General features: G+C 55.6%; 22 protein-coding genes. 1 reads left to right on the top strand and 21 read right to left on the bottom strand.

Annotated features, from left to right (window positions below):
• The 20 genes from GXX57_10710 to GXX57_10615 form a co-directional block, all read right to left on the bottom strand.
• On the bottom strand, window positions 1-138 hold a 138-nt coding region (locus GXX57_10710; protein HHV45119.1), incomplete at its 3' end, for a transposase.
• A 943-nt stretch (window positions 139-1,081) separates the two neighbouring features.
• Entirely contained in the window at window positions 1,082-1,999 is a 918-nt protein-coding gene (locus tag GXX57_10705) for an AraC family transcriptional regulator (protein HHV45118.1), read from the bottom strand.
• Window positions 2,000-2,091: 92 nt separating this feature from the next.
• Window positions 2,092-3,456, bottom strand: coding sequence for a dihydrolipoyl dehydrogenase (lpdA, locus tag GXX57_10700; protein ID HHV45117.1), 1,365 nt, complete (start codon window positions 3,454-3,456; stop codon window positions 2,092-2,094).
• Between the two features lie 81 nt (window positions 3,457-3,537).
• Entirely contained in the window at window positions 3,538-4,611 is a 1,074-nt protein-coding gene (locus GXX57_10695) for an isocitrate/isopropylmalate dehydrogenase family protein (GenBank protein ID HHV45116.1), read from the bottom strand.
• Window positions 4,612-4,631: 20 nt separating this feature from the next.
• Window positions 4,632-5,135: a 3-isopropylmalate dehydratase small subunit gene (locus tag GXX57_10690; GenBank protein ID HHV45115.1), complete on the bottom strand. Its 504-nt coding sequence runs from the start codon at window positions 5,133-5,135 to the stop codon at window positions 4,632-4,634.
• A complete protein-coding gene (locus GXX57_10685; protein ID HHV45114.1) occupies window positions 5,135-6,391 on the bottom strand; it encodes a 3-isopropylmalate dehydratase large subunit in 1,257 nt (418 codons plus the stop codon). The genes GXX57_10690 and GXX57_10685 overlap by 1 nt, the downstream gene beginning before the upstream one ends.
• A gap of 87 nt (window positions 6,392-6,478) precedes the next feature.
• Window positions 6,479-7,927: an Asp-tRNA(Asn)/Glu-tRNA(Gln) amidotransferase subunit GatB gene (gene gatB, locus GXX57_10680; protein HHV45113.1), complete on the bottom strand. Its 1,449-nt coding sequence runs from the start codon at window positions 7,925-7,927 to the stop codon at window positions 6,479-6,481.
• A 19-nt stretch (window positions 7,928-7,946) separates the two neighbouring features.
• Entirely contained in the window at window positions 7,947-9,389 is a 1,443-nt protein-coding gene (gene gatA / locus GXX57_10675; protein ID HHV45112.1) for an Asp-tRNA(Asn)/Glu-tRNA(Gln) amidotransferase subunit GatA, read from the bottom strand.
• A 12-nt stretch (window positions 9,390-9,401) separates the two neighbouring features.
• The gene (gene gatC, locus GXX57_10670) at window positions 9,402-9,686 is read right to left on the bottom strand and encodes an Asp-tRNA(Asn)/Glu-tRNA(Gln) amidotransferase subunit GatC (protein ID HHV45111.1); all 285 of its coding nucleotides are present in this window, start codon (window positions 9,684-9,686) and stop codon (window positions 9,402-9,404) included.
• A 5-nt stretch (window positions 9,687-9,691) separates the two neighbouring features.
• Window positions 9,692-11,725 (bottom strand): NAD-dependent DNA ligase LigA, encoded by a 2,034-nt coding sequence (gene ligA, locus GXX57_10665; protein ID HHV45110.1) that lies wholly within the window; start codon window positions 11,723-11,725, stop codon window positions 9,692-9,694.
• Window positions 11,726-11,732: 7 nt separating this feature from the next.
• Window positions 11,733-13,835: a DNA helicase PcrA gene (gene pcrA / locus GXX57_10660; protein ID HHV45109.1), complete on the bottom strand. Its 2,103-nt coding sequence runs from the start codon at window positions 13,833-13,835 to the stop codon at window positions 11,733-11,735.
• Window positions 13,836-13,861: 26 nt separating this feature from the next.
• The gene (hisI, locus tag GXX57_10655) at window positions 13,862-14,455 is read right to left on the bottom strand and encodes a phosphoribosyl-AMP cyclohydrolase (protein ID HHV45108.1); all 594 of its coding nucleotides are present in this window, start codon (window positions 14,453-14,455) and stop codon (window positions 13,862-13,864) included.
• 14 nt (window positions 14,456-14,469) lie between these two features.
• On the bottom strand, window positions 14,470-15,201 hold the full coding sequence (gene hisA / locus GXX57_10650) for a 1-(5-phosphoribosyl)-5-[(5-phosphoribosylamino)methylideneamino]imidazole-4-carboxamide isomerase (GenBank protein ID HHV45107.1): 732 nt from the start codon (window positions 15,199-15,201) through the stop codon (window positions 14,470-14,472).
• Between the two features lie 14 nt (window positions 15,202-15,215).
• The gene (gene hisB / locus GXX57_10645) at window positions 15,216-15,806 is read right to left on the bottom strand and encodes an imidazoleglycerol-phosphate dehydratase HisB (GenBank protein HHV45106.1); all 591 of its coding nucleotides are present in this window, start codon (window positions 15,804-15,806) and stop codon (window positions 15,216-15,218) included.
• Window positions 15,807-17,162 (bottom strand): histidinol dehydrogenase, encoded by a 1,356-nt coding sequence (gene hisD / locus GXX57_10640; protein HHV45105.1) that lies wholly within the window; start codon window positions 17,160-17,162, stop codon window positions 15,807-15,809.
• Window positions 17,163-17,196: 34 nt separating this feature from the next.
• Complete coding sequence (gene guaA / locus GXX57_10635) at window positions 17,197-18,726, bottom strand: glutamine-hydrolyzing GMP synthase (protein ID HHV45104.1); 1,530 nt, start codon at window positions 18,724-18,726, stop codon at window positions 17,197-17,199.
• 16 nt (window positions 18,727-18,742) lie between these two features.
• Entirely contained in the window at window positions 18,743-19,264 is a 522-nt protein-coding gene (hpt, locus tag GXX57_10630; protein HHV45103.1) for a hypoxanthine phosphoribosyltransferase, read from the bottom strand.
• Between the two features lie 292 nt (window positions 19,265-19,556).
• Entirely contained in the window at window positions 19,557-21,179 is a 1,623-nt protein-coding gene (gene groL / locus GXX57_10625; GenBank protein HHV45102.1) for a chaperonin GroEL, read from the bottom strand.
• A 25-nt stretch (window positions 21,180-21,204) separates the two neighbouring features.
• The gene (locus tag GXX57_10620) at window positions 21,205-21,498 is read right to left on the bottom strand and encodes a co-chaperone GroES (protein ID HHV45101.1); all 294 of its coding nucleotides are present in this window, start codon (window positions 21,496-21,498) and stop codon (window positions 21,205-21,207) included.
• A 182-nt stretch (window positions 21,499-21,680) separates the two neighbouring features.
• A complete protein-coding gene (locus tag GXX57_10615; protein HHV45100.1) occupies window positions 21,681-22,409 on the bottom strand; it encodes a 2-phosphosulfolactate phosphatase in 729 nt (242 codons plus the stop codon).
• A 193-nt stretch (window positions 22,410-22,602) separates the two neighbouring features.
• On the opposite strand from GXX57_10615, the gene GXX57_10610 reads away from it, so the two are divergent.
• The gene (locus tag GXX57_10610; protein HHV45099.1) at window positions 22,603-22,824 is read left to right on the top strand and encodes a NifU family protein; all 222 of its coding nucleotides are present in this window, start codon (window positions 22,603-22,605) and stop codon (window positions 22,822-22,824) included.
• Here the strand turns inward: GXX57_10610 and GXX57_10605 are convergent.
• Window positions 22,802-23,002, bottom strand: a complete 201-nt coding sequence (locus GXX57_10605; protein ID HHV45098.1) for a hypothetical protein — start codon at window positions 23,000-23,002, stop codon at window positions 22,802-22,804. The two genes, GXX57_10610 and GXX57_10605, sit on opposite strands and share 23 nt — an antisense overlap.
• Window positions 23,003-23,084: the final 82 nt, after the last annotated feature.

Genomic DNA, 23,084 nt, shown 5'->3' with positions numbered 1-23,084 from the left:
GAAGGCAAACAGGCATGGTTCGAAGGGATCCAACTGGAAGTCTAGCTGGACTATGGCTGCCAACCCGTCCACAGACTTCCGAAGATCGGTGGCCCCCACAGCAAGATAAACCTTCTGCCTAGGATGGCCTATCAGCATAAGGCATCAGCGAGCGAATCACATCCACTAACACATCTTGATCGAAACCTCGCTCAACCTCCAGGACAACATCACCAATGCGTAATGATACCCCCGAGCCAGTTCGAATGGTGTCCGGTAAAGAAACCCACCGGCCGCTTCCACTGCTGACCAGGACACGTTCGGCCTTAAACCTCCTCAACCAGTATTGCAGTTGATGTACAGACAACCCCTGTTCCGAGCACCACGCCTTCTGCGTCTGACCGCTGGCAAGGTATGCTCTCACACGTTCTTCCCAAAGCTGACGTTTGTCTTGGGTCACCACACCAGTCACCTTGCTAAGTTATGATGGTTCAATTATCCCACCATAACCAAGCTGGTGCTATGTGGGTCAGCTTTGACGCTTACTCCAAAACGATCACTCTGGGGATGCGGTCGCAAAAGTAGGCTTGTCTCACTGAATCGGATTCTCCGGGGCAAAGCAACTGTTAGTATCTGCTGTTCGTTGCTCTCACATGAAACAAAAACCCTTCCTTCGGGCAGATCCCACCGAAGAGATACGGTCACTCCTCCCCGGCACTGTAAACCACTAATTGTACCCCTAGACCATTTCTTCGGTAGTGCCGGTATCAACTTGATGAATCCTGGTTTCGAGTACAGAAGCATCTCCTGTACGGCCGCCGTCCAACCCATATTAGCATCCAATTGAAGGGGGGCCCGTCTACCCCAACGCATATCCAGCGTAATACCTTGTCTACGCCAATCATTGTGGTAAGTTAGGAAATTGGTCCCCAGACAGGCACGACTAATCAGTTCCAGACATTCGAAAGCCCGATCACCATCTGCCAAGGGACCACCGCTTCGAGATAATAACCTTCACGCTCAGGCTGACCATGGCTGAACATCACTGACACAATCAACCCTTCCGGTGCTTCGAAGGGACCTGCGGTCGCTTTGGATAGTCTTATTCGTTCGAAAAACTCACAAAACCGTTTTCACGGGGATTACTCACAGCTGTTTTCCTTTTCTGGAAAGAATTCCGGTACTTCTGGGGTGTTTGACCGGTGTGCTTCTTAAAGAGGGTGCTGAAATACTGATGGCTATTGATGCCCACATAGGCGGGGATCTCGGTGATGGGGATATCGGTCTGGGTGAGTAGCATCTTCGCCTTTTGTAACCGCAAGGCCGTAAGGTAAGCCCCGGGGGAGTGCTTAGTATAATCCTTGAAGATTCGATGGAAATATCCTACATGGAGATCTAAATGGGCGGCAATGTCTTGAACTTTGATATCCTGATCATAATGCTCGTGCATAAATCGTAGGGCCCGTTTCACGTGCAGGTTACTCACCGAATCTAAACCTTGGGCCATCTCCGCCGCCAAACGTGAAATCTTGAGGAGGATCTCGCCCAGCAAAAGCTGCGTCAAACAAGCGGAATCAGCCCGTTGGCTGTCTAGCTCCATGATGAGGTTTTTTAGCGCCCCATAGATCTCCTGGGGATCCCGCTGCAATAGGTAAGGTTCCCGCCGTTTCAACAGCGCCTGTAGAGAACCGTTGTGGACGGCCAGCTCCCGCAGGGAAGGACAGCATGTGGTCCGTTCCCTAAAGACAAACTCGATATTAAGCATCCGACAGGTTTTGGCCACCTCCAAGCGATGGGACACCCCCGCATCAATTAGGATAAAGTCGCCCTTATCCATCACCAAGCGGGTCTTCATCACCTCCACTAGAGCACTGCCAGCAATGACATACATAATCTCCACCCGGTCGTGGTAATGGGGTTTCATAGAATACCCCTGCCACTCGCGAAAGTAGTAGGCCACCACCCAGGGTTCAAAGTCTTCAGTCAACCACTTCCCATCGTACAGACTGTAAACGGCCATGCTGGTGCTCCCCTCCTCGGACTGCGCTTGCCTATGCGCAAAAGACATCGTCCAGCAAGGTGCCAACCGGGCCCTCGGGGCCCGGCCTTTCTCTAAAAACCAATTCCCGCCCCTTGCCGAGCCGCCTCTTGGATGCTTTCGGCAAAGGTGGGATGGGCATGGATGGTACCGGCCAGATCGGCCACCGTAGCCCCCAGTTGCATGGCCACGGCCCCCTCGGCTACTAACTCCGTGGCTCCGGCACCGATCAGATGCAAACCCAGGATCTTCCCAGTATCTTTTTCGTACACAATCTTCGCAAAGCCCTCGGTCTCATCGCCGGCCACTGCCCGGCCGTTAGCCACAAAGGGTACCGAGGCTTCTGCACACTGAAAGCCCAAATCCTCAGCCTGTTTCAACGTCAGGCCCACGGCACCGATCTCGGGACTGGTGAAAATGGACCGGGGAATTACCCGATAATCCACCGGAGTAGGTCGGCCTAATATCGCGTTCACCGCGGCAATCCCCTCGGCGGAGCCTACATGGGCTAACTGCCACTTCCCGGTGACATCACCGATGGCGTAAATCCCTTCGATATTTGTCTGCATGTTTTCGTCCACAGGGATCCCACCCTTAGGAGCTAGCTCCACCCCTACCTTTTCCAATCCCAACTGGGCGTAATCGGGTTTGCGGCCCACGGCAATGAGTACCTTTTCAAAGGTCTGATCCCCTTTCGGCAGGTGTGCATGAACTCCCTCGGGTCCCAGTTCTAGATTGTCCAACAGGGTCTGGGTATGTATGGAAATCCCTTGTTTCCGAAGACTCCTTTGCAACAACGCACTGACTTCCGGATCCTCCCCGGGCAACAGTTGGTTTGCGGCCTCCACAATAGTCACCGCTGCCCCAAGGGTGCTAAAGATATACCCCATTTCACAGCCGATGACTCCGCCCCCGACCACCAGCAAGCTCTTCGGGACCTGGGGCAATTCCAGAGCCTCAGTGCTGGAGATGATCTCTTGGCCAAACTCCAAGCCGAAGAGGGATACCGGATGGGAACCGGTGGCGATGATCATGTTCTTGCTGGTCAACCGCTGGGTTTCATCATCGCCTACCACCTCCACCGTATACCGATCCACAAAGGTGGCATAACCGGAATAGACTTCCAGCTTGTGCTTCTTAAACAAAAACTCTATGCCCTTGCGTAGCCTTAAAACCGCCTGTTCCTTCCGTTTTTGCACCTGGGGGTAATCAACGGTTACATCCCCCACTTTGATGCCAAACCTCTCGCTCCGTCGAATGTTCTGCAGCAGCTGACAGGTACTCACTAAGGCTTTGGTGGGAATACAGCCCGCATTTAAACATGTACCACCGACCTGACCCTTTTCCACTAGGGCCGTCCGCAGTCCCTGCCCTGCGGCATGCAAAGCCGCCACATAACCCGCGGCTCCGGCCCCAATCACTAGAACATCGTAATCCACCCGCATTCCCCCCCCTGTTGTAAGAAAAAGAATCAGCCTTGGAGCACCCAGCGAACCGCGGGCACCCCAAGGCTTAGGCGTTTACGCGTTCAGTTTCGCAATGATGGCATCGGCCATCTCCCGGGTCCCCACCGCCGTGGGATCCTGGGGATCCTTCTTCAGATCATAGGTGACATTCTTGCCCTCGGCGATGACGTCGGCCACCGCCTGCTCCAAGCGGTCTGCTGCTTCCTGTTCCCCGATGTGGCGCAACATCATCACACCGGAAAGGATCAACGCCGTGGGGTTCACCTTATTCAAACCCTTATACTTCGGTGCAGAGCCGTGGGTGGCTTCAAAGACCGCAATCTCCCGACCGATATTCGCCCCAGGTGCCATACCCAGACCACCTACCAAGCCCGCACACAAATCGGAGATGATGTCACCATACAGGTTTGGCAGTACCAGCACATCGTAGTTCTGGGGCTTTAGCACCAGTTGCATGCACATATTATCGATGAGCCGCTCTTCGTATTCCACCCGGCCATCGTAATCCTTAGCCACTTCCCGGGCCACCTCATAGAACAGGCCGTCGGTGCATTTCATGATATTGGCCTTGGTGATCGCCGTCACCTTCCGCCGACCATTGGCTAGGGCATATTCAAAGGCAAACCGGACAATATTCTCGGTTCCGGTAACACTGATGGGCTTGATGGAAATGGCCGAGTCCGGACGAATCTTGCCCTGGGCCATTTCAATGATCCTTTGGGCTTCGGGACTGTCCTTGGCGAACTCCACTCCCGCATAGAGGTCCTCGGTGTTTTCCCGAATGACCACCAAATCCACATCCTGATAGGGGCTGTCAATACCGGGATAATACTTGCTGGGCCGTACACAGGCGAATAGGTCTAGTTCCTGGCGCAGGGCCACATTCACACTGCGGAACCCATGGCCAATGGGGGTGGTAATGGGTCCCTTCAAGGCCACCTTATTCTTTCTGATGGATTCTAGCACTTGCTCCGGCAGCGGTGTTCCGTACTTGTCGATCACATCACTGCCCGCTTCCACCACTTCCCATTCTATCTTCACACCGGTGGCGTCGATGCACCGTCTGGTCGCCTCGGCGATCTCCGGCCCGATACCGTCCCCCGGAATTAAAGTAATCCTATGGGCCAATGTCATCACACTCCTGTCATCTAAGTATCTAACTGCAAATCCCCGTGCTTCTGGACATGGGCGGCCAGGCCACCGTCCTGTAGGATCTGCAGCATCACACTCGGCAGGGGCGTAAAGTTTAGCGTAATCCCTTTGGTTTTGTTTAGAATCACGCCCTGTTCCAGATCAACTTCCAGCTCGTCCCCGGCCTCGATCCGGTCCGTATCACAGATCAGGACCGGCAATCCCACATTGATGGCATTGCGGAAAAAGATCCGGGCAAAGGATTTGGCCAAAACCGCGCTGACCCCCGCCAACTTAATGATCGTCGGGGCGTGTTCCCGACTGGAACCCAAACCGAAATTGCTACCACCCACCACGAAATCTCCCGGCTGCACCTTCTTGGCGAACTCCGGATCCGCGTCTTCCAGAACGTGTTTGGCCAGCTCCGGCAAATTGGACCGCAGATGGAACAAACGTCCCGGGGCAATATGGTCTGTGGAAATATTGTCTCCGAATTTCCAAGCTTTACCGTTCAGCTTCATTATCCTAGCACCTCCCGGGGATCGGTAATCCGGCCAGTGAGCGCGGTGGCGGCGGCAGTGAGGGGAGAAGCCAAATAGATGAATCCCAAGGGATTCCCCAATCTGCCTTGGAAGTTCCGGTTAGAAGTATTCAAAGAGACCTCACCGTCGCCCAGGATACCTTCGTGGACACCCACACAGGGCCCGCAACCGGGAGCTAGAATATTCGCGCCTGCCTCCACCAAGGTCCGGATATATCCTGCATCCAAAGCCTCGAGGAAGACCTTCTTGGACGCGGGAACCACGATCAGGCGAACGTTCTTGGCGATCCTCTTGCCCGCGAGGAGCTCTGCGGCCATGCGGATATCCTTCAGCCGGCCATTGGTGCAAGAGCCTAGGAAAACCTGGTCCACCTTCACATCTTTCAGTTCACTGGCCGGCTGCACATTGTCCACAGTGTGGGGACAAGAGACCACCGGCACCAGCTGACTGGCATCCATCTGGATGGTCTGCTCATACACCGCATCGGGATCCGCGCTGAACTCTTGGTAATCCCCCGGCCGGCCCTGCTCCGCCAGGTACTCATAGGTCTTCTGATCGGGGGCAATCAAGCCCACCTTAGCGCCAGCCTCCACCGCCATGTTGGAAATGGTCAGCCGGTCGGTCATATCCATCTCATCGATGGTGGATCCCCTAAACTCCAGGGCCTTGTAGGTGGCCCCGTCGGCTGTGATCTGGCCGATCAAGGAAATGATTACGTCCTTGGAGCACACATATTCGGGCAGCGTCCCGTTGACCTCCACCAGGATGGTCTCCGGTACCCGGAACCAGGTCTTGCCCAAGGCGATGCCCACAGCCACGTCGGTGGAACCCATACCCGTGGCAAAGGCCCCCAGGGCGCCGGCGGTACAGGTGTGGGAATCGGCACCGATCACCACATCTCCTGGCTTGGCATATTCCTCCGCCACGATCTGGTGGCAGACCCCCTCGCCCACATCGGAAAGCCGAGCTCCAGTCTTCTCGGCAAATCCCCGGAGCAGAATATGGTCATTGGAAAGCTCCTTCCGGGGGCTAGGTGACGCGTGGTCAATGAACAAAATAGTCTTCTCCGGATTTGCGGCTCGGACTAGGTTCATCTTTTCCAACTGCCGCACCGCCAAAGGACCGGTCCCGTCCTGGGTGAGCACCACGTCTACTGGTACGATGACGATTTCTCCGGCTTTGACGTCCCGGTTAGCCTTCATGCTTAATATCTTCTCTGCAAGTGTCTTCCCCAAACAGATCCCTCCCCAGTGGATCCCACAAGGGCTCCATACTCTTAGCTACATCTAAAACCACAGTATATCATTTCTCCGGGTACCTGGCTACTGCTTGTTCAGTTCCTCGGTCAGCAGCTCCTTGGCCCGCCTTGGGTCCGCCTTACCCTTGGTTTTGGCCATAACCTGCCCCATCAAGAACCCAAAGGCCCGGTCTTTCCCAGACTTGAAGGACTCCACCGCGTCCTGTTGCTCCGCCAGGACCTGATGAATCACTTCCAACAGGGCAGCATCGTCAGAGATCTGCTCAAAGCCCCGTTTCTTCGCGATGGCTTCGGGACAGTCCCCGGCGGTGAACATCTCCGGCAGAATCTCCTTGGCCTGGGGTCCATTGATCTTCCCGTCAGCCAGCATCTTCAGGAGACTACCCAGACCCTGGGGAGTGAGGGCCGACTGCGCCAAAGGTGTATTCTCTTCCCGCACTAGGCGCAGGACCTCACCCATTAACCAGTTGGCCACCTGCTTCGCCTCGGGAAAGACTTTGACTGTCTCCTCGAAGAAATCGGCGAGATACTTATCACTGGTCAGCACCCCGGCGTCATATTTGGGCAAACCGTACTGGGTGACAAAGCGCTGACGCCGCACCTGGGGCAACTCCGGCAGGTTATTTCCCAGCATCTCCACCCAGGCGGGATCCACGCTGATTACCGGCAGGTCCACTTCCGGGATAAACCGATAATCCACCACTTCCTTCTTCCGCATAAACAGGGTTTGGCCTTTGCCCTCATCCCAGTGCCTGGTTTCTTCGGGCACTTCCTCCCCAGCCTCCAATAGCTCCCTTTGCCTTAACTCTTCGTACTCGAGGGCCCGCTGCACCGACCGGAAGGAGTTCATATTCTTGATCTCCACTTTGGCTCCAAACTTGCTGCTGCCCACAGGCCGCAAAGAAATGTTGGCATCGCAACGGAGGCTGCCTTCCTCCATCTTACAGTCGGAGACTCCGGTATACTCCAGAATGCTCTTCAGATTCTCCAAGAATTCCCGGGCCTGGGCAGGAGTCCGCAGATCCGGTTCGGTGACGATCTCCAGAAGGGGAATCCCGCACCGGTTGAAGTCCAACTGGGTAGAACGGGCCGAGAGGATGTTGTCCCCTTCGTGGAGGGATTTGCCTGTCTCCTCCTCCAGGTGGGCCTGTCTGATCCTCACCCGCACGGGGTTCCCCTCTTCATCCTCCCATTCCACATACCCATTGACGGCAATGGGCAAATCGTCCTGGGACGTCTGATAAGCCTTAGGCAAGTCGGGATAGAAGTAACCCTTCCGATCGAACTTGGCCACCTGTTGGATGTTGCAGTTCAAGGCACGTCCCGCCATGATGGCATAGGCCAAGGCCTTCCTGTTCAACACTGGAATGGCTCCGGGCAGGCCCAAACAGACCGGACAACACTGGGTGTTTGCTTCTTGTCCGAAGGTTGTGGCACAGCCGCAAAATAGTTTCGTATCGGTCTTCAACTCCACGTGAATCTCAAGACCAATGATCGTTTCAAACTTGCTCATCATCTGCGCACCGCCCCTCTTAAAGATTTCCCTGGGAAGTGGTTCTTTCCAGGAAGGAGCCCACCTGTAGCAGAGTCGCTTCGTCAAAGGGTCTGCCCATCAGCTGCAATCCAATGGGCAATCCTTCCCGATCCACCCCGAAGGGCACGTTCAAAGCCGGAACCTCCGCCAAATTCGCCAGTACCGTAAATCGATCCGCATCGTATACCAAAGCCGGATCCTGGTAAGCACCGCCCAATTTGAAAGCGGTGGTGGGTGTGGTCGGTCCAAGCAACAGATCCACATCCTCCAGCACCCGGTGAAAATCCTCCTTGATCAAAGTCCGCACCTTCCGGGCCTGTAGATAATACTTCTCCCGCCGCTGCTTTACCAGCACCATGGTTCCAGCCAGGATCCGCCTTTTCACTTCCGTCCCCAAACCCGCCTGGCGGGTATTTTTGTACATGGTGTTCACATCCTGGGCGGACCCATCGCGCATTCCGTAGCGGACACCGTCAAATCTGCCCAAATTGGTGCTGCTTTCGGCACAGGTAAGGATATAATACGCGGCAGGGCCATATCCTTGATGGGGCAAGGAAACCTCCTTCACCACCGCCCCTGCCTCTTCCAGGACGGCACAGGCCTTCTGGATCGAATCCCTAATCTCCCCTTGGAGGTTGCTACTTAGAAACTCCACGGGCACGCCCACCTTCAGGCCCTTAACATCCTGCCCCACTGCTTCACGATAATTGGGCACCTTACTCCGGGAGGAGGTGGCGTCCAAGGGATCATAGCCAGCCAACAGCTGTAAAAGGAGTGCGCAGTCGACCACATCCCTGGTCAAAAGGCCCACTTGATCGAAGGAAGGAGCAAAGGAGACCAACCCATACCGGGAAAGCCGCCCGTAGGTGGGCTTCAATCCCACCAGCCCGCAGAAGGCCGCCGGCTGCCGTACGGAACCGCCGGTGTCAGAACCCAAGGACCAGATCGCCTCCCCAGCGGCCACCGCGGCCGCAGAACCGCCACTGGACCCGCCCGGAACCCGGGACAGATCGACGGGATTACGGGTGGGATGGAAAGCGGAAGTTTCAGTTGTGGACCCCATGGCAAACTCGTCTAAGTTCGTCTTCCCCACAAAAATCATGCCCGCATCCTCTAGTTTGTCCACCACCGTGGCCGCGTAGGGGGACACGTAATTCTCCAGAATTCGCGAAGCGCAAGTGGTCGGAAGTTCCTTTGTGCAGATATTGTCCTTGATGGCCACGGGGATCCCCTGGAAGGGTTTGGCCTCATCCCGATTATTATCCATTGCCTTGGCCTTGGCCAAAATCTCCTCCGGGTCATGAAGGTTAATATAGGCCTTTATCTCGGGCTCCCGCTTTTGAAGGTTGTCCAAAAGATCCTGGTTCAGCTCCGTAATACTGATCTTCTTTTCCTTCAACAGGTCCACCAGTTTATGCGCAGGTAAATGACAAAGTTTCACCACTATCCCCCCTCAGTCCACAATCCGCGGCACGCGGAAATAGCCATCGGCCTGATCCGGTGCATTCCTCAAGACTTCCGTTACGGGAAGGCTTTCCCGCACCTCATCCTCCCGGGTACCGGCTTCCAATGGTATCACCGAATAGGTCAGGTCCACATCCTTGGTATCCAATTCCACCAAGTCCTGAAGTCGCCCCAGGATCTCACCTAAATCCTGGGTATACTTGATCAGCTCCTCCTCACTCAGGTTAATGCGCATCACATCGGCCAGGTATTGTACTTCTTCTTTGGAAATCATGCTGATCACTCCTCCTCTATAACCCCTAACAGGGCCAAAAGCTCCTCCTGGTTCAGGATGGGAATTCCCAGTTCCTGAGCCCGTGTGTACTTGGACCCCGGTCGATCACCCACCACTACGTAATCGGTCTTGCGGCTCACCGAACCGGTTACCTTCCCACCCCGGGCCTCAATCATAGCCACCACTTGCTCCCGGGAGTAATCGGGTAGGGTACCGGTGAGCACGAAGGTTTTGCCAGCTAGGGGCTGACCCTCTTCCTCCGGTTCCAATTGATTGACCCCCGCCTCCTGCAACCGCTGGAGGATCCTTTGGTTTTGGGGTTCCGCAAAGAAATCTACGATCGCGTTGGCGATCTTCTCACCGATCTCGGGAACAGCCAACAGATCCTCCTGCGTGGCCTGGGCAAGTTTATCGAGGGAACGAAAATGCCTGGCCAAGACCCGCGCGGTGGTACTACCAACATGGCGGATTCCCAGGGCCGTAAGCAAGCGGGAAAGGGGCTGACCTTTACTTTGCTCGATGGCCACCAGCAGGTTCTCCGCGGACTTGGTCCCGAACCGCTCCAAGCCCAAAAGATCCTCCCTGGTGAGGTTGTAAAGGTCCGCGGGATCCTGGACCAACTTGGCCGCCACCAACTGTTCCACCACCTTCGGTCCCAGGCCTTCGATATCCATCCCTGCCCGGGAGGTGAAATGGACCAGACCTTCCAGCAGCTGGGCGGGACAGGCCTTGCCCACACAACGACTGGCCACCTCCCCCGCTTCCCTCACCACCTTGGCTCCACAGGCGGGGCAATGGGTGGGCATCATGAACTCCTTCTCTTCTCCAGTGCGCCGGCTTTTGATGGGCGCCACCACCTCGGGGATCACATCCCCCGCCTTGCGAATAAGCACCCAATCCCCAATACGTACATCCTTCTGCCGCACGATATCTTCGTTGTGTAACGAGGCCCGGCTCACCACGGATCCAGCCACTTCCACGGGGGTAAGCAAGGCCAAGGGAGTCAAGACCCCGGTGCGCCCCACCTGGACGATGATATCCTCCACCCGGGTGGTCACCTCCTGGGCAGGGAACTTAAAGGCCACCGCCCACCGGGGCGACTTAGCCGTGTGCCCCAGCCGCTGTTGCTGCTGTAAGTCGTTCACCTTCACCACCACACCGTCGATGTCATAGGAAAGATCCTGACGGTGCTCCGCCCAGTAGCCGCAGTACTCAATGACTCCTTCGATGTCCCTATGAAGCTGCACATGGGGGTTTACCCGCAAGCCCAGTTCTTTAAAATAGTTGAGCAGTTCGTAATGGGTGGTGTAGGGCACGTCCCCTATCCCAAGCTGGTAGACAAAGATATCCAAAGGACGACTGGCGGTGACTTTGGGATCCAGTTGTCGCAGGGAACCGGCCGCGGCGTTCCGGGGGTTGGCAAAAAGGGGCTCTCCTTTCTGCATCCGCTGTTCATTAAGGGCCTCAAACTCTCGGCGGTCCATGTAAACCTCACCCCGCACCTCAATGGTGACCGGTTCTTTCAGCTTCAAGGGGATACTCCGGATGGTCCGCAGGTTAGCGGTAATGTCTTCCCCCGTAAACCCGTCTCCCCGGGTGGCTCCCCGGACGAACTGCCCCTCTTCATAAAACAGGGTGACCGCCAAACCATCAATCTTCAATTCCGTAACAAACCCATGGATTGGTTCCTGGATCATCCTCTCTAACCGCGTGGCAAAGCTCCGCAGTTCCCCATGGTCGAAGGTATTGTTCAGACTCAACATGGGGAGCCGATGGGTCACGCTGGCAAAGGAACTGGCCGCGGCCCCTCCCACCCGTTGGGTGGGAGAATCGGGGGTGCGCAGGTGGGGATAGGCCTCTTCCAAAGCCACTAAACGGGCATATAGCTCGTCATATTCCGCGTCACTGATCTCTGGCGCATCGAGGACGTAGTAGAGGTAATCGTGATAGCGGATCTGTTCCCTTAGCTTCTCGATCTCCCGCTCTGCCGCCTCATCCTGATCATCCCATAACGAGAGTTGACGATCCTTCAAGACCATCGCCCCCTCAGACCCTTTCCACCGGGGCATAGTTCAGGTCCAAAACCTTAAGTCCCCGCCCCTCAAATACTACGGTTATCTCGCTGTTGACCGCCTTTACCACAGTACCGATACCAAAGACCCGATGCCGGATCTTCTCCCCCGGCACAAACTCAGTGGTCGATTTATCCTGAGTCGATCCAAGCTTCAGTCCAGAACTCATCCCCACCGTTTCCAATAAGTGCTTGGGGATCTCATTAATGAATTGGGAAGGCACGCTGTTGCGCGTCATACCGTAAATGGTGCGATACCGGGCGCAAGTCAAATACAGGCGTTCCCTGGCCCGGGTGATTCCCACATAGCACAGGCGCCGTTCCTCTTCCAGTTCTCCCGGATCGAAGGCACAACGAGCATTGGGAAAAATGCCCTCCTCCATCCCCACCATGAAGACCACGGGAAACTCCAAGCCCTTAGCCGAATGGAGTGTCATCATACTCACCGCATCGGCATCCTCATCCCAATTGTCCACATCGGAGACCAGGGTGACCTGCTCGAGGAAAGCTGCCAAATCTCCCGCTTCTTCCTGTAAATCAAACTGCTTCGTCACCGTGAGAAATTCCTTCAGGTTCTCCACCCGGGCCTCGGCCTCGGGGGTCTTCTCCTCGAGCAACATGGCCAAGTATCCCGAGTCCTGCATTAGCTTGTCTGCCACCTTGGTCACCGACGACTGCTCGGCCAGGAGCTTCCGACAGTCTTCTAGAAGGGTAACCAACCCCGCCAAGGCACCAGCCACCCTTGGCCCCAGGCCCGGGATCTGCCGCGCCTGGGCACTGGCCTGATAGAGGGAAATACCGTGTTCTGCCGCATACTTTTCTATTTTCTCCAAAGTGGCCGGCCCGATACCCCGACGGGGCACATTGATGATCCGCTGGAAACTAAAATCGTCATCGGGGTTGACCACCAGACGCAGATAGGCGATGAGGTCCTTAATCTCCTTCCGCTCGTAAAAGCGCATCCCCCCAAGGATCGTATAGGGAACGCCCCTGTACATGAACTCTTCCTCCAAGGCCCGGGACTGGGCATGGGTGCGATACAAAATCGCGATGTTTTTGTAATCTCCCAACCGGAGGATCTCCCCCGCCACAAACCGAGCTTCCTCCCGTTCGTCTTCCCCGATGAAAAAATACAGGGGATCGCCCGGGGGATTCTCCGTCCACAATTTCTTCTCGGGCCGTAGGGAGTTATGTTCAATAACCCGGTTAGCCGCCTCTAGAATGTTCTGGCTCGAACGGTAGTTTTGTTCCAGCTTTACCACCTTGGCTTCGGGGTAGTCCGCGGTGAACTCCAGGATGTTGCGGAAATCCGCTCCCCGGAAGGCGTATATGGACTGGTCCGCATCCCCCACCACACAGAGATTGCGGTGTTTACTGGCCAGCAAGTTCACAATCCGGTATTGGGCATGGTTGGTGTCCTGGTACTCATCCACCAAAATCCAGCGGAACCGGTCCTGGTACTTGCTCAAAACCGCCGGGTGCTCCTCGAACAGCCGGACGGTATACACCAAAAGATCGTCAAAGTCGCAGGCGTTGTAGCTCGCCAAGACCTCCTGGTACCGGCGGTAGATCCGGGCCACAGTCTTTTCATAGTGATCCGAAGCATCCTCTAGGTACTGCTCGGGGGTGATCAGATTGTTTTTGGCCCGGCTAATGGCCCCAAGGACCCCATTGGGATCATATTGTTTCGTATCCAGGTCCAACTCCGCGATACAAGTCTTCAAGGCCGCCTTTTGATCCTGGGTATCATAGATGACGAAATTTGGTTTCATCCCCAGATGCTGAATCTCTCGCCGCAGAATCCGCACACAGGTGGCATGAAAGGTCCCGATCCAGATATCCACATCGGTCCCCAACAGTTCCTCCACCCGTTCCTTCATTTCCTCTGCCGCCTTGTTGGTAAAGGTCACCGCGAGGATCTCCCAGGGAGGCACGCCGAGATTCTTGATTAAATAAGCAATGCGAAAGGTCAGGGCTCTGGTCTTGCCGCTACCGGCCCCAGCGATCACCAGCAAAGGACCCGCCCCGTGGATTACCGCCTCCCTCTGCTGTTCGTTCAGTTCAGCAAGCAGGTTCAAAACACATCCTCCTTCGGTCGTCCCGATCATAGATCCTTCGTATTAAGGGCCACCAACAGGTCATCGACGGATACACCCTGGGCCTTGAGTCTTGCCATCAATTGGCCAAGTAGCTCACCGGCGAGGCGGGCCACGGTTTCTTTATCTTGTCCGGGGGTGCTCAGTTTTTCCGCAGTCTCCTGCAGCTGTTGCGCCACTGCTTCGGCATCGGCACCACCGGCCCGATCGTAAAGCTGCTCGAGCAAATTGGCCTTACCGTAAACGGTGGCCACATCAAAGGCCGCCTCCCCCAGTTTTCCTTCGCCCCCCAAGGGGTTGTGGAAGCAACTGCGTTGTCCCGTATGGCAGGCACCAGGCCCCACCTGTTCCACCTTCACCAGTAGGGTGTCATGGTCACAGTCGGTGATCACCTCTTTGACGATCTGCACATGACCGGAGGATTCACCCTTCATCCAATACTTCTGCCGACTACGGCTCCAAAACCAGGTTCGCCCCGTCTCCAGGGTCCGTTGCACCGACTCGGGATTCATGTAGGCTAGCATCAGCACCTCGCCTGTTCGATGATCTTGGACGATGGCTGGGATCAGGTTGTCCTGGAACTTCAGATCTTTGATTTCCATTGTATGCCTCCTCCTTAAAGCCGGCGGTTTTGCACCAACTCAATGGCTTGCCGCAGATTGATTTTCCCGTCATACAGTGCCTTGCCCACAATGGCCCCCACTAACCCCTGATCCCGCCATTGGGCGAGTCTTTCGAGATCATCAAGGGAGGAGACACCACCGGAGGCAATGATAGAAACGCCCAATTTCAACATTTGACCAAGACTCTCGTAATTGGGGCCACTCAACATTCCATCCCGGGCAATGTCGGTGAAAATGATAGTACGCACCCCCAACCTTTTCATCCGCAACCCCAGATCGTAGGCCAACACATCGGTACCCTCCTGCCAACCAGAAATGGCCACCCGACCGTTCTTGGCATCAATCCCAACAATGATCCGCTCACCATAAACCTCACAGGCCCTGCGCACCAGTTCCGGTTCCCGATGGGCCACAGTCCCCAGGATCACCCGGCTGACCCCCGCACCCAAGATCCGCTCAATGGCTTCTAGGCTGCGGATTCCTCCGCCTACCTGGATGGGTATAGGGACATGTGCCGCGATGGACCGAATTACCTCCAGGTTCTGGGAGGAACCACTGAAGGCTCCATCCAGATCCACCACGTGAATCAACTCCGCCCCGGCAGCAGCAAACTCCTCCGCCACCGCGACAGGATCGTCGCTGTATGTGGTCTGCTGCTGGGGGTCACCCTGGCGCAAACGCACACACTTCCCCGCACGCAAATCGATGGCTGGTATTACCTGCAAATCTCGTTCTCCTCCTAATCCAAAGTCCCCTTCGTGGAAGGAATCCCTGCCGACTGATCCCTGCTACAGGCTTGCCGAAGGGCCACGGCCACAGCTTTAAAAGCCGCCTCCGCCATATGATGCCAGTTGCCTCCAGCCAGGACCCGCACGTGAAGGGTAATCCCACCCCGGTAGGCCAGGGACTGGAAAAACTCAGGGACTAACTGACCGTCCATGGTCCCCAACTGAGCCCCTTCCAAGCCTTGAAGGTCGCCGTAATAAAAGCCCCGACCACAAAGGTCCACCGCGGCCAACACCAGGGCCTCGTCCATGGGCACACAGGCCTGTCCAAACCGAGTGATATTCGCCTTGTCCCCCAAGGCCTGGCGGAAGGCTTCCCCCAGACAAAGGCCCACATCCTCCACCGTGTGGTGGGCATCTACTTCCAAGTCCCCCTGGACCGTAAGATCCAGATCAAAGCGTCCGTGTTTGGCTAGGGCCGCCAACATATGATCGAAAAAACCCACACCGGTCTGGAGGTGGTACTGCCCGGTACCATCAACATTCAACGAAAGCTCGATACTGGTTTCCTTCGTCTGGCGGTGGATCTGTGCTCTCCGTTCCACTTAGGCTCCGCCTCCCCTCAACCGGATCCGGACCGCTTCCCCATGGGCCTGTAATCCTTCTACGTCGGCCAGTTGCGCTGCTTTGGGACCATGCTCCTGTAAGCGCGCGGGTGTGTAGTAGATCACACTGGAACGCTTCAAGAAGGTATGCACATCAAGACAAGAACTGAACCGGGCAGAACCATTGGTGGGCAGAATGTGGTTGGGTCCCGCCACATAATCCCCTAGGGATTCACAGGTGTGATGTCCGAGAAAGATCGCTCCGGCATTGTGAATTTGGGACAACAGACCAAAGGGATCCGCCACACAAAGCTCCAAGTGTTCCGGGGCGAAGAGATTCGCGATCTCGGTGGCTTCCTGCAAGTCCCTGGTGTAGACGATCATGCCATAGCGTTTCAGAGACTCCAGGGCCCACTCCTTGCGATCCAGCTGCTCCACCTGCCGGGCCAATTCTTCCTGAACCAGAACCCCAAGGCTCCGGGACGGTGTGACCAAGACCGCCGCGGCATCGGGATCGTGTTCCGCCTGGGAAAGGAGATCCGCGGCCACCCAAGCGGGATTAGCGGTCTCATCCGCGATAATCAAAATCTCGCTGGGACCCGCCAACATGTCGATCCCCACATGGCCGAAGACCTGTTTCTTTGCTAGGGTCACGAAGATATTCCCCGGCCCCACAATCTTGTCCACCTGGGGCACGGTTTCGGTGCCAAAGGCCAAAGCAGCAATGGCCTGGGCCCCACCGATTTTCAAAATCCGGTCCAGTCCCAAATGATCGGCCGCAGCAAGGATGTGCGGGTTTACCTGGCCCTGACCAGAAACGGGTGTGGCCACAATGATTTCCTCCACCCCCGCCACTTGGGCGGGAATACAGCTCATCAGCAAGCTAGAGACCAAGGGTGCACTACCGCCGGGGACGTACGCCCCCACCGACCGCACCGGCGTATATTTCTGGCCCAATAGCAGACCGTCTTTATCGGTTTCCCACCAAGAGTTAGGCAGTTGCTTCCGATGATAGCTGCGGATCTGTTCTGTGGCCAAAACCAAAGCATCGAGGAACTCATCGCTCACTTTCTCTTTGGCCTGGACCAGTTCCTCCTGGCTCACCCACATTGTACTCTCCTGCAAGTTGGCACCATCGATCCGCCGGGCGTACTCCAACACCGCCGCATTGCCCCGCTCACGTACATCAGCGATAATCCTCGCCACCGCTTCCTGGGGGGTTAGGCTCTCTTGAAAAATTTCCTTGGTCCTTTCCAACACCCGGGGCGCCACTTCCATCTCCTCGGGGGCGGGCCGTCTTGCGGCCTTGCGGATCGCCTCCCTTGCGTCCGTCCTGGTATCAAGCACTTTGATCATTTCTCGGTCCACTCCATTTCTACCAAAACCCAAACTATTCCCATTCAATGGTGGCTGGGGGCTTGGGACTGATATCATAGCAAACCCGGTTTACTTGAGGCACTTCCTTCAGAATCCGCTCACTGACCCGGGCCAACACGTCGTAGTCAATCCGGGACCAGTCGGCCTCCATGGCATCCAGGCTTTCTACCGCCCGCAGGATCACCGTCCGACCATAGACCCTTTTACCCTCACGCACCCCTACGGTGCGGGTATCCGTAAGCACGGCGAAGGCCTGCCAAATCATATCGTAAAGTCCCGCTTGCCGCAGTTCTTCAATGAAGATGGCATCGGCTTCCTTGAGGATCTCCAGCTTCTCCTCGGTGATCTCGCCAATGATCCTTACCGCCAGACCGGGACCCGGGAAGGGATGGCGCATCACCATTCTCCTGGGCAACCCCAGGGCGATACCCAGCTGCCGCACCTCATCCTTAAAGAGGTCTTTGAGCGGTTCCACCAACTCCAAACCCATCCGCTCTGGCAAGCCCCCAACATTGTGATGGGATTTCACCGCTGGTCTGCCCTCGGCACTGCTTTCAATCACATCGGGGTAGATAGTCCCCTGGGCGAGGTAGCTGACGTTTCCTAGCTTCTTCGCCTCTTCCTCAAAGACACGGATAAACTCCCCCCCGATAATCTTCCGCTTCTGCTCGGGATCCGTCACTCCCTCCAACCGGCGGAGGAACCTTTCCTTGGCCGGCACGTGGATCAATTGGACCGCAAACTCCTCTTGGAAGGCTTTCACCACTTCTTCTGGCTCGTTTTTCCGCATCAGACCGTGATCCACGAAAATGCAGACCAACTGATTCCCAATGGCCCTATGCACCAGTGCGGCGGTTACCGAGGAATCCACTCCGCCGCTGAGACCACAGACCACCCGACGATCGCCCACTTGTCTACGAATCTCTTCCACCTGCCAGTCAATGAAGGCCTGCACCGTCCAGTTGGCTGCACATCCACAGACCACTTTCGCAAAGTTGCCCAGGATCGCACCCTCGGTGGCCTGGTCAAACCCAGGCAAAAGGACAAAAAACAGTTGTTCCGGATCTGTAAAGGCCACAGGACGTTTATGTTCATCCCACCCCACAACCTCCAAGGGGGTTTCGGGACAGGAAACGGCATAGCTAAGCTTGGTCACATATTTACCCTTGGGCAGCTTCGCAAAGAGGGGCAAATCGGGATCTAAAGAAACCAAAGCCTCAGGCTTTTCCCCAACCCGGGAGATCAAGGTCCCACCGGTACCCGCCAGAAAGGCAAAACCTGCTCCCCCCACCGCCAAGACCGGTTTGTTCAGCTCTCGAATCTGCTGGTACACCGATTTCACCAGCGTCCCCGCTTCTGCGGGGTTAGAAAAATCTCCACACAAAACGGCCCCTTTTACCTTAAGATCCGCCAAGGATTCCTTGGCCTTAGTGTGCCACACGATCCGACAATACACCTGTTGGGACCGCAACTTCTGGGCCACCAGTTGACTCTGCCTACCGCCAAAATCAATGACATCGATCATTTGTTGTGCTATAGCCATGGCACAGCCCCCTCTCTTAAAGCACACCGATATAGGGCAGGTTTCTGTATCGCTCATCGAAGTCCAATCCATAGCCCACTACAAAAAGATTGGGGATCACAAAACCGGTGTAATCTGTGGAGATCTCCACTTCCCGTCGCTCAGGCTTGTCCAGCAGAGTGCAAATCCGCAGACTCCGGGGTTTTCTCGATTGCAAGTTCTCCACCAGATACTTCAGCGTAAGCCCCGAGTCAATGATATCCTCCACGATAAGGACATCCTTACCTTCAATGGTACTATCCAAATCCTTCAGGATCCGCACCACACCCGTTTGTTTCGTTCCAGAACCATAACTGGAGATGGCCACAAAGTCCACCGCCAACGGCAGATCGATACTCCGGATCAGATCTGCCATAAAGATGAAGGCGCCCTTCAGGATCCCCACAATGAACAGATCCCCCTCCGCGTAGTCCGCGGTCAATTGCGCCCCCATCTCCTTGATACGTTCTTGCAAAGCCTCTTCGGAAATCAAAACCTTAATGTTTTCTTCTGCTACCATAGTGCCACCTGCTCTTCCAAGTCTACTCTCCGTATTCTACCATAAAACAACTATAGACTCCAACATCTGTCGGGGAGCCCCTTAGCTGGGTTTTGGGGGTCACTTGTGGTGTCCGATCCCGCTGGATGTCGGGGTGGTATGTTCAGTTTTAACGCGGCCTTTTTTCAAAGGAAATATCCAAAGAGGGCCCCACCTTGTAAAGGGTTTTCGGCCAAGGGCCCCAGAACAAAGGGCATCGATCACGTTGTGCATAAAGAAAGCCCTGCGAATGTTCGCAGGGCTTGAGCTTCCTTTAGTACATCATATCGGGAGACATACCGCCTGGCGGGGTGGGTGGTAGCTCCTCTTCCTCCTCGGCAATGATGGCCTCGGTGGTCAGGAACATACCAGCGATACTGGTGGCATTCTCCAAGGCACTCCGGGTAACCTTTGCCGGGTCGATAATTCCCGCGCTGACCATGTCCACATACTCGCCGGTTGCAGCATTGTAACCGGTACCCTTGGGGGACTTCCGGACCTCTTCCACGATAATGGTACCCTCTAGACCGGCGTTGTTGGCAATCATCCGTGTGGGTTCCTCAAGGGCCTTGGCAACGATCCGCACACCGGTGGCTTCGTCACCCTCCAGCTGGAGGTCCCCAAGCACAGCGGCCGCCTGCAACAACGTGGTTCCACCGCCCGGAACGATTCCTTCCTCAACGGCAGCCCGGGTAGCAGACAGAGCATCTTCCACCTGATGCTTCCGTGCCTTCAGTTCCGTTTCAGTGGCGGCACCCACACCGATGACCGCTACGCCACCGGCCAGCTTCGCGAGCCGCTCCTGGAGTTTCTCCCGATCGTAATCGGAATCGGTCTTCTCGATCTCCCGTCGGATCTGAGCAATGCGGGCCTTGATCTGCTCCGCAGAACCGGCTCCATCCACAATGGTGGTGTTGTCTTTATCCACCCGCACTTGACGGGCACGGCCCAGCATCTCCAGAGTGGTGTTTTCCAGCTTCAGACCCATCTCCTCGGAGATGACCCGACCATTGGTCACAACAGCTATGTCCTCCAGCATAGCCTTCCGACGATCGCCGAATCCAGGGGCCTTCACCGCTACCACGTTCAAGGTACCCCGGATCTTGTTCACCACCAAGGTGGCCAAGGCTTCCGCCTCCACATCCTCAGCGATGATCAATAGCGGCCGACCGGCGGAAACGATCTTCTCTAGCACCGGTAACAGATCTGCGGCCGCGCTGATCTTCCGGTCGGTGATCAAAATGTAGGGGTTCTCCAGGACTGCTTCCATGGTGTCCTTGTTGGTAACCATATACGGCGAGATATAGCCCCGGTCGAACTGCATACCCTCAACCACATCAAGGGTCATACCCACGCTTTGGGACTCTTCCACGGTGATCACACCGTCGCGGCCTACCTTTTCCATGGCTTCGGCCACAAGGTTACCGATTTCCTCGTCACCAGCAGAAATGCTCGCCACCTGGGCAATCGCCTCTTTGGTCTCCACGGGCTTGGCGATCTTCTTGATCTCCTCCACTACCATAGCAGTGGCTTTGTCCATACCCCGCTTCAGGAGCATGGGGTTAGCACCGGCAGCTACGTTTTTCAGACCTTCCTTAATCATGGCCTGGGCCAAAACTGTGGCGGTGGTGGTTCCATCTCCAGCCACATCATTGGTTTTCGTGGCCACTTCCTTCACCAACTGGGCGCCCATGTTCTCGAACTTGTCCTCAAGCTCAATCTCCCGGGCAATGGTTACACCGTCATTGGTAATGGTGGGCGAACCATACTTTTTCTCCAAAATGACATAACGACCCCGTGGTCCCAGGGTAACCTTCACTGCATCGGCTAGTTTATTGACGCCCCTTTCCATGGCGCGTCGTGCCGCTTCATCAAACAGAATTTCTTTCCCTACCAATGTTCTACCCCTTTCTCTGCTGGACTTAGGAGACGATGGCTAATAGCTCCGACTCGCGGAGGATTAGGTACTTCTCGCCGTCAATTTTCACTTCGGTCCCTGCATACTTGCCAAAGAGCACAATATCGCCGACTTTGACGTTCATAGGTTTGCGATTGCCTTCATCATCATACGCGCCGGGACCTACAGCCACGACTTCCGCTTCCTGGGGCTTTTCCTTGGCCGTGTCCGGAATGACAATTCCGCCTTTGGTCTTTTCCTCTGCCTCTCGCGGCTTCACAATGACCCGATCTGCAAGGGGTTTTAAACTGAAGCTCATGTACACGAACCTCCTTATCCACCTTTTCCGCTGGCTACTTATTAGCACTCACTCAGAATGAGTGCTAACACCATTTAATACTATATAAAACAATCCAAGGCTTGGCAAATACGCGATGGGAACCCAATCTTGATTCCGAAGGATTTTCCAGCAAAGATCGTTCCTTTCCTTCACTAATCTTCCTATTTCTCCCCATCTTGACCGCTAACGGCCACAAAGGCCCGCTCCCCTCGATCCCACAGGGGCACCACCGGACAAAGATCCACTTTCCCGCAATACTCCACATCCTTGGCAAAGCCCAACTGCAGCAATCTACCGCCATGGACCGTCTGCATCAGCACCTGTTGTGGCTCCCTTTCCCTATGTTGTCCATAGATTCCTTGGACTAATCGGGCACTATCGGTGGTTTTTATCTCTCCCAACCGATCTAGGATCATGCCTGCACAATAGGCATCTTCCAAGGAAAACCTACCCTCGGTACCAGCGCAGACCAACAGAATATCTTTGGCTCCACGGCAATAATCCACGATCGCCTGGATATTGAGGAGACTGGCCATCAAGACAGTGCGGGCCTGTCTGAGGGTCAGTTCCACCGCCCGGGTTCCGTTGGTGGTGGTGATACCAATCTGTCGCCCGGTCACCCTCTCCTTGGTGTATTCCAGAGGCGAATTGCCAAAGCAAAAGCCCTCGATGGGCAAGGCCCCCCGCTCTCCCCCCAGCAACCTTCCTTCAGCCTCGGCTCCCCACCCGCGGGCCTCTTCTACTTCAGCAAAGGTAGCCACCAGCGAGGCCCCATTAGACAATGCAGTGGTAATGGTGGAACTGGCCCGAAGGACATCGATTACCACTCCCACGGACACTTCCGGGCAATAGGGCAGTTCCGCGGGAACTAACGCCACATCCACCTGCACCCCAATCCCTCCTTTCACGTCATCTCCGGGGCCTTACCTACTATTCTCCCAGAAGAATCCATGATTCATGCCAGTCTTCTGGAAAGATCCCCGGTTTAGACCCTTTCCGTACCAGTGATTGTAAATCCCTCAATAGTTGTGTATACTGTGTAAAGGGCCGGCTTGGCCAATCTGACCTATGGAGGTGTCGCCAATGAAGGAAAAGGTCAAGGAACTCCTGGACCAAATTCGCCCCAACTTGCAGGCTGACGGCGGTGATGTGGAACTGGTGGAAGTAGAAGACGATGGAACCGTCAAGGTGCGGTTGAAGGGCGCTTGTGCCGGTTGTCCCATGTCCCAAATGACTCTGCAACACGGTATTGAGCGGTTATTGAAAGAGCAGATTCCTGAAGTCAAAAGGGTTGTTGGCGTTTAGAGGTTTCGGCCTGCTGAGCATGCTTGGCAGGCCTTTTCTCCAAGGCTAAACAGTATTCTACCATCTCATCAAACCGCTTGTATTCCTGCAGGAAACTCTCCCGATCCCTGCTTCTTAATAGTCTTTGCAATTGAAACTCCGCAAGTTTTACCGGCATTGACCCTTTTGCCGTCGCCACAGAGTTCATCTCCAGTGGGACACCACCTATCCTGGAATCTGCAAGATTTTCCCGAAATATGCCGGGCAGACGTGATAACACT

The organism is Bacillota bacterium, from assembly GCA_012839765.1.
Classification (GTDB): Bacteria; Bacillota; Limnochordia; order DUMW01; family DUMW01; genus DUMW01.
Note: the sequence above shows the minus strand (reverse complement) of the source record. Positions and strands in the feature narration are given on the sequence as shown.

Excerpts from the sequence above, each read along its gene's own strand:
- GXX57_10705 (HHV45118.1), bottom strand. The coding sequence starts at position 1,999 with ATGGCCGTTTACAGTCTGTACGATGGGAAGTGGTTGACTGAAGACTTT.
- GXX57_10690 (HHV45115.1), bottom strand. The coding sequence starts at position 5,135 with ATGAAGCTGAACGGTAAAGCTTGGAAATTCGGAGACAATATTTCCACA.
- gatB (HHV45113.1), bottom strand. The coding sequence starts at position 7,927 with ATGAGCAAGTTTGAAACGATCATTGGTCTTGAGATTCACGTGGAGTTG.
- gatC (HHV45111.1), bottom strand. The coding sequence starts at position 9,686 with ATGATTTCCAAAGAAGAAGTACAATACCTGGCCGATGTGATGCGCATT.
- ligA (HHV45110.1), bottom strand. The coding sequence starts at position 11,725 with ATGGTCTTGAAGGATCGTCAACTCTCGTTATGGGATGATCAGGATGAG.
- hisI (HHV45108.1), bottom strand. The coding sequence starts at position 14,455 with ATGGAAATCAAAGATCTGAAGTTCCAGGACAACCTGATCCCAGCCATC.
- hisD (HHV45105.1), bottom strand. The coding sequence starts at position 17,162 with ATGATCAAAGTGCTTGATACCAGGACGGACGCAAGGGAGGCGATCCGC.
- guaA (HHV45104.1), bottom strand. The coding sequence starts at position 18,726 with ATGGCTATAGCACAACAAATGATCGATGTCATTGATTTTGGCGGTAGG.
- hpt (HHV45103.1), bottom strand. The coding sequence starts at position 19,264 with ATGGTAGCAGAAGAAAACATTAAGGTTTTGATTTCCGAAGAGGCTTTG.
- GXX57_10620 (HHV45101.1), bottom strand. The coding sequence starts at position 21,498 with ATGAGCTTCAGTTTAAAACCCCTTGCAGATCGGGTCATTGTGAAGCCG.
- GXX57_10610 (HHV45099.1), top strand. The coding sequence starts at position 22,603 with ATGAAGGAAAAGGTCAAGGAACTCCTGGACCAAATTCGCCCCAACTTG.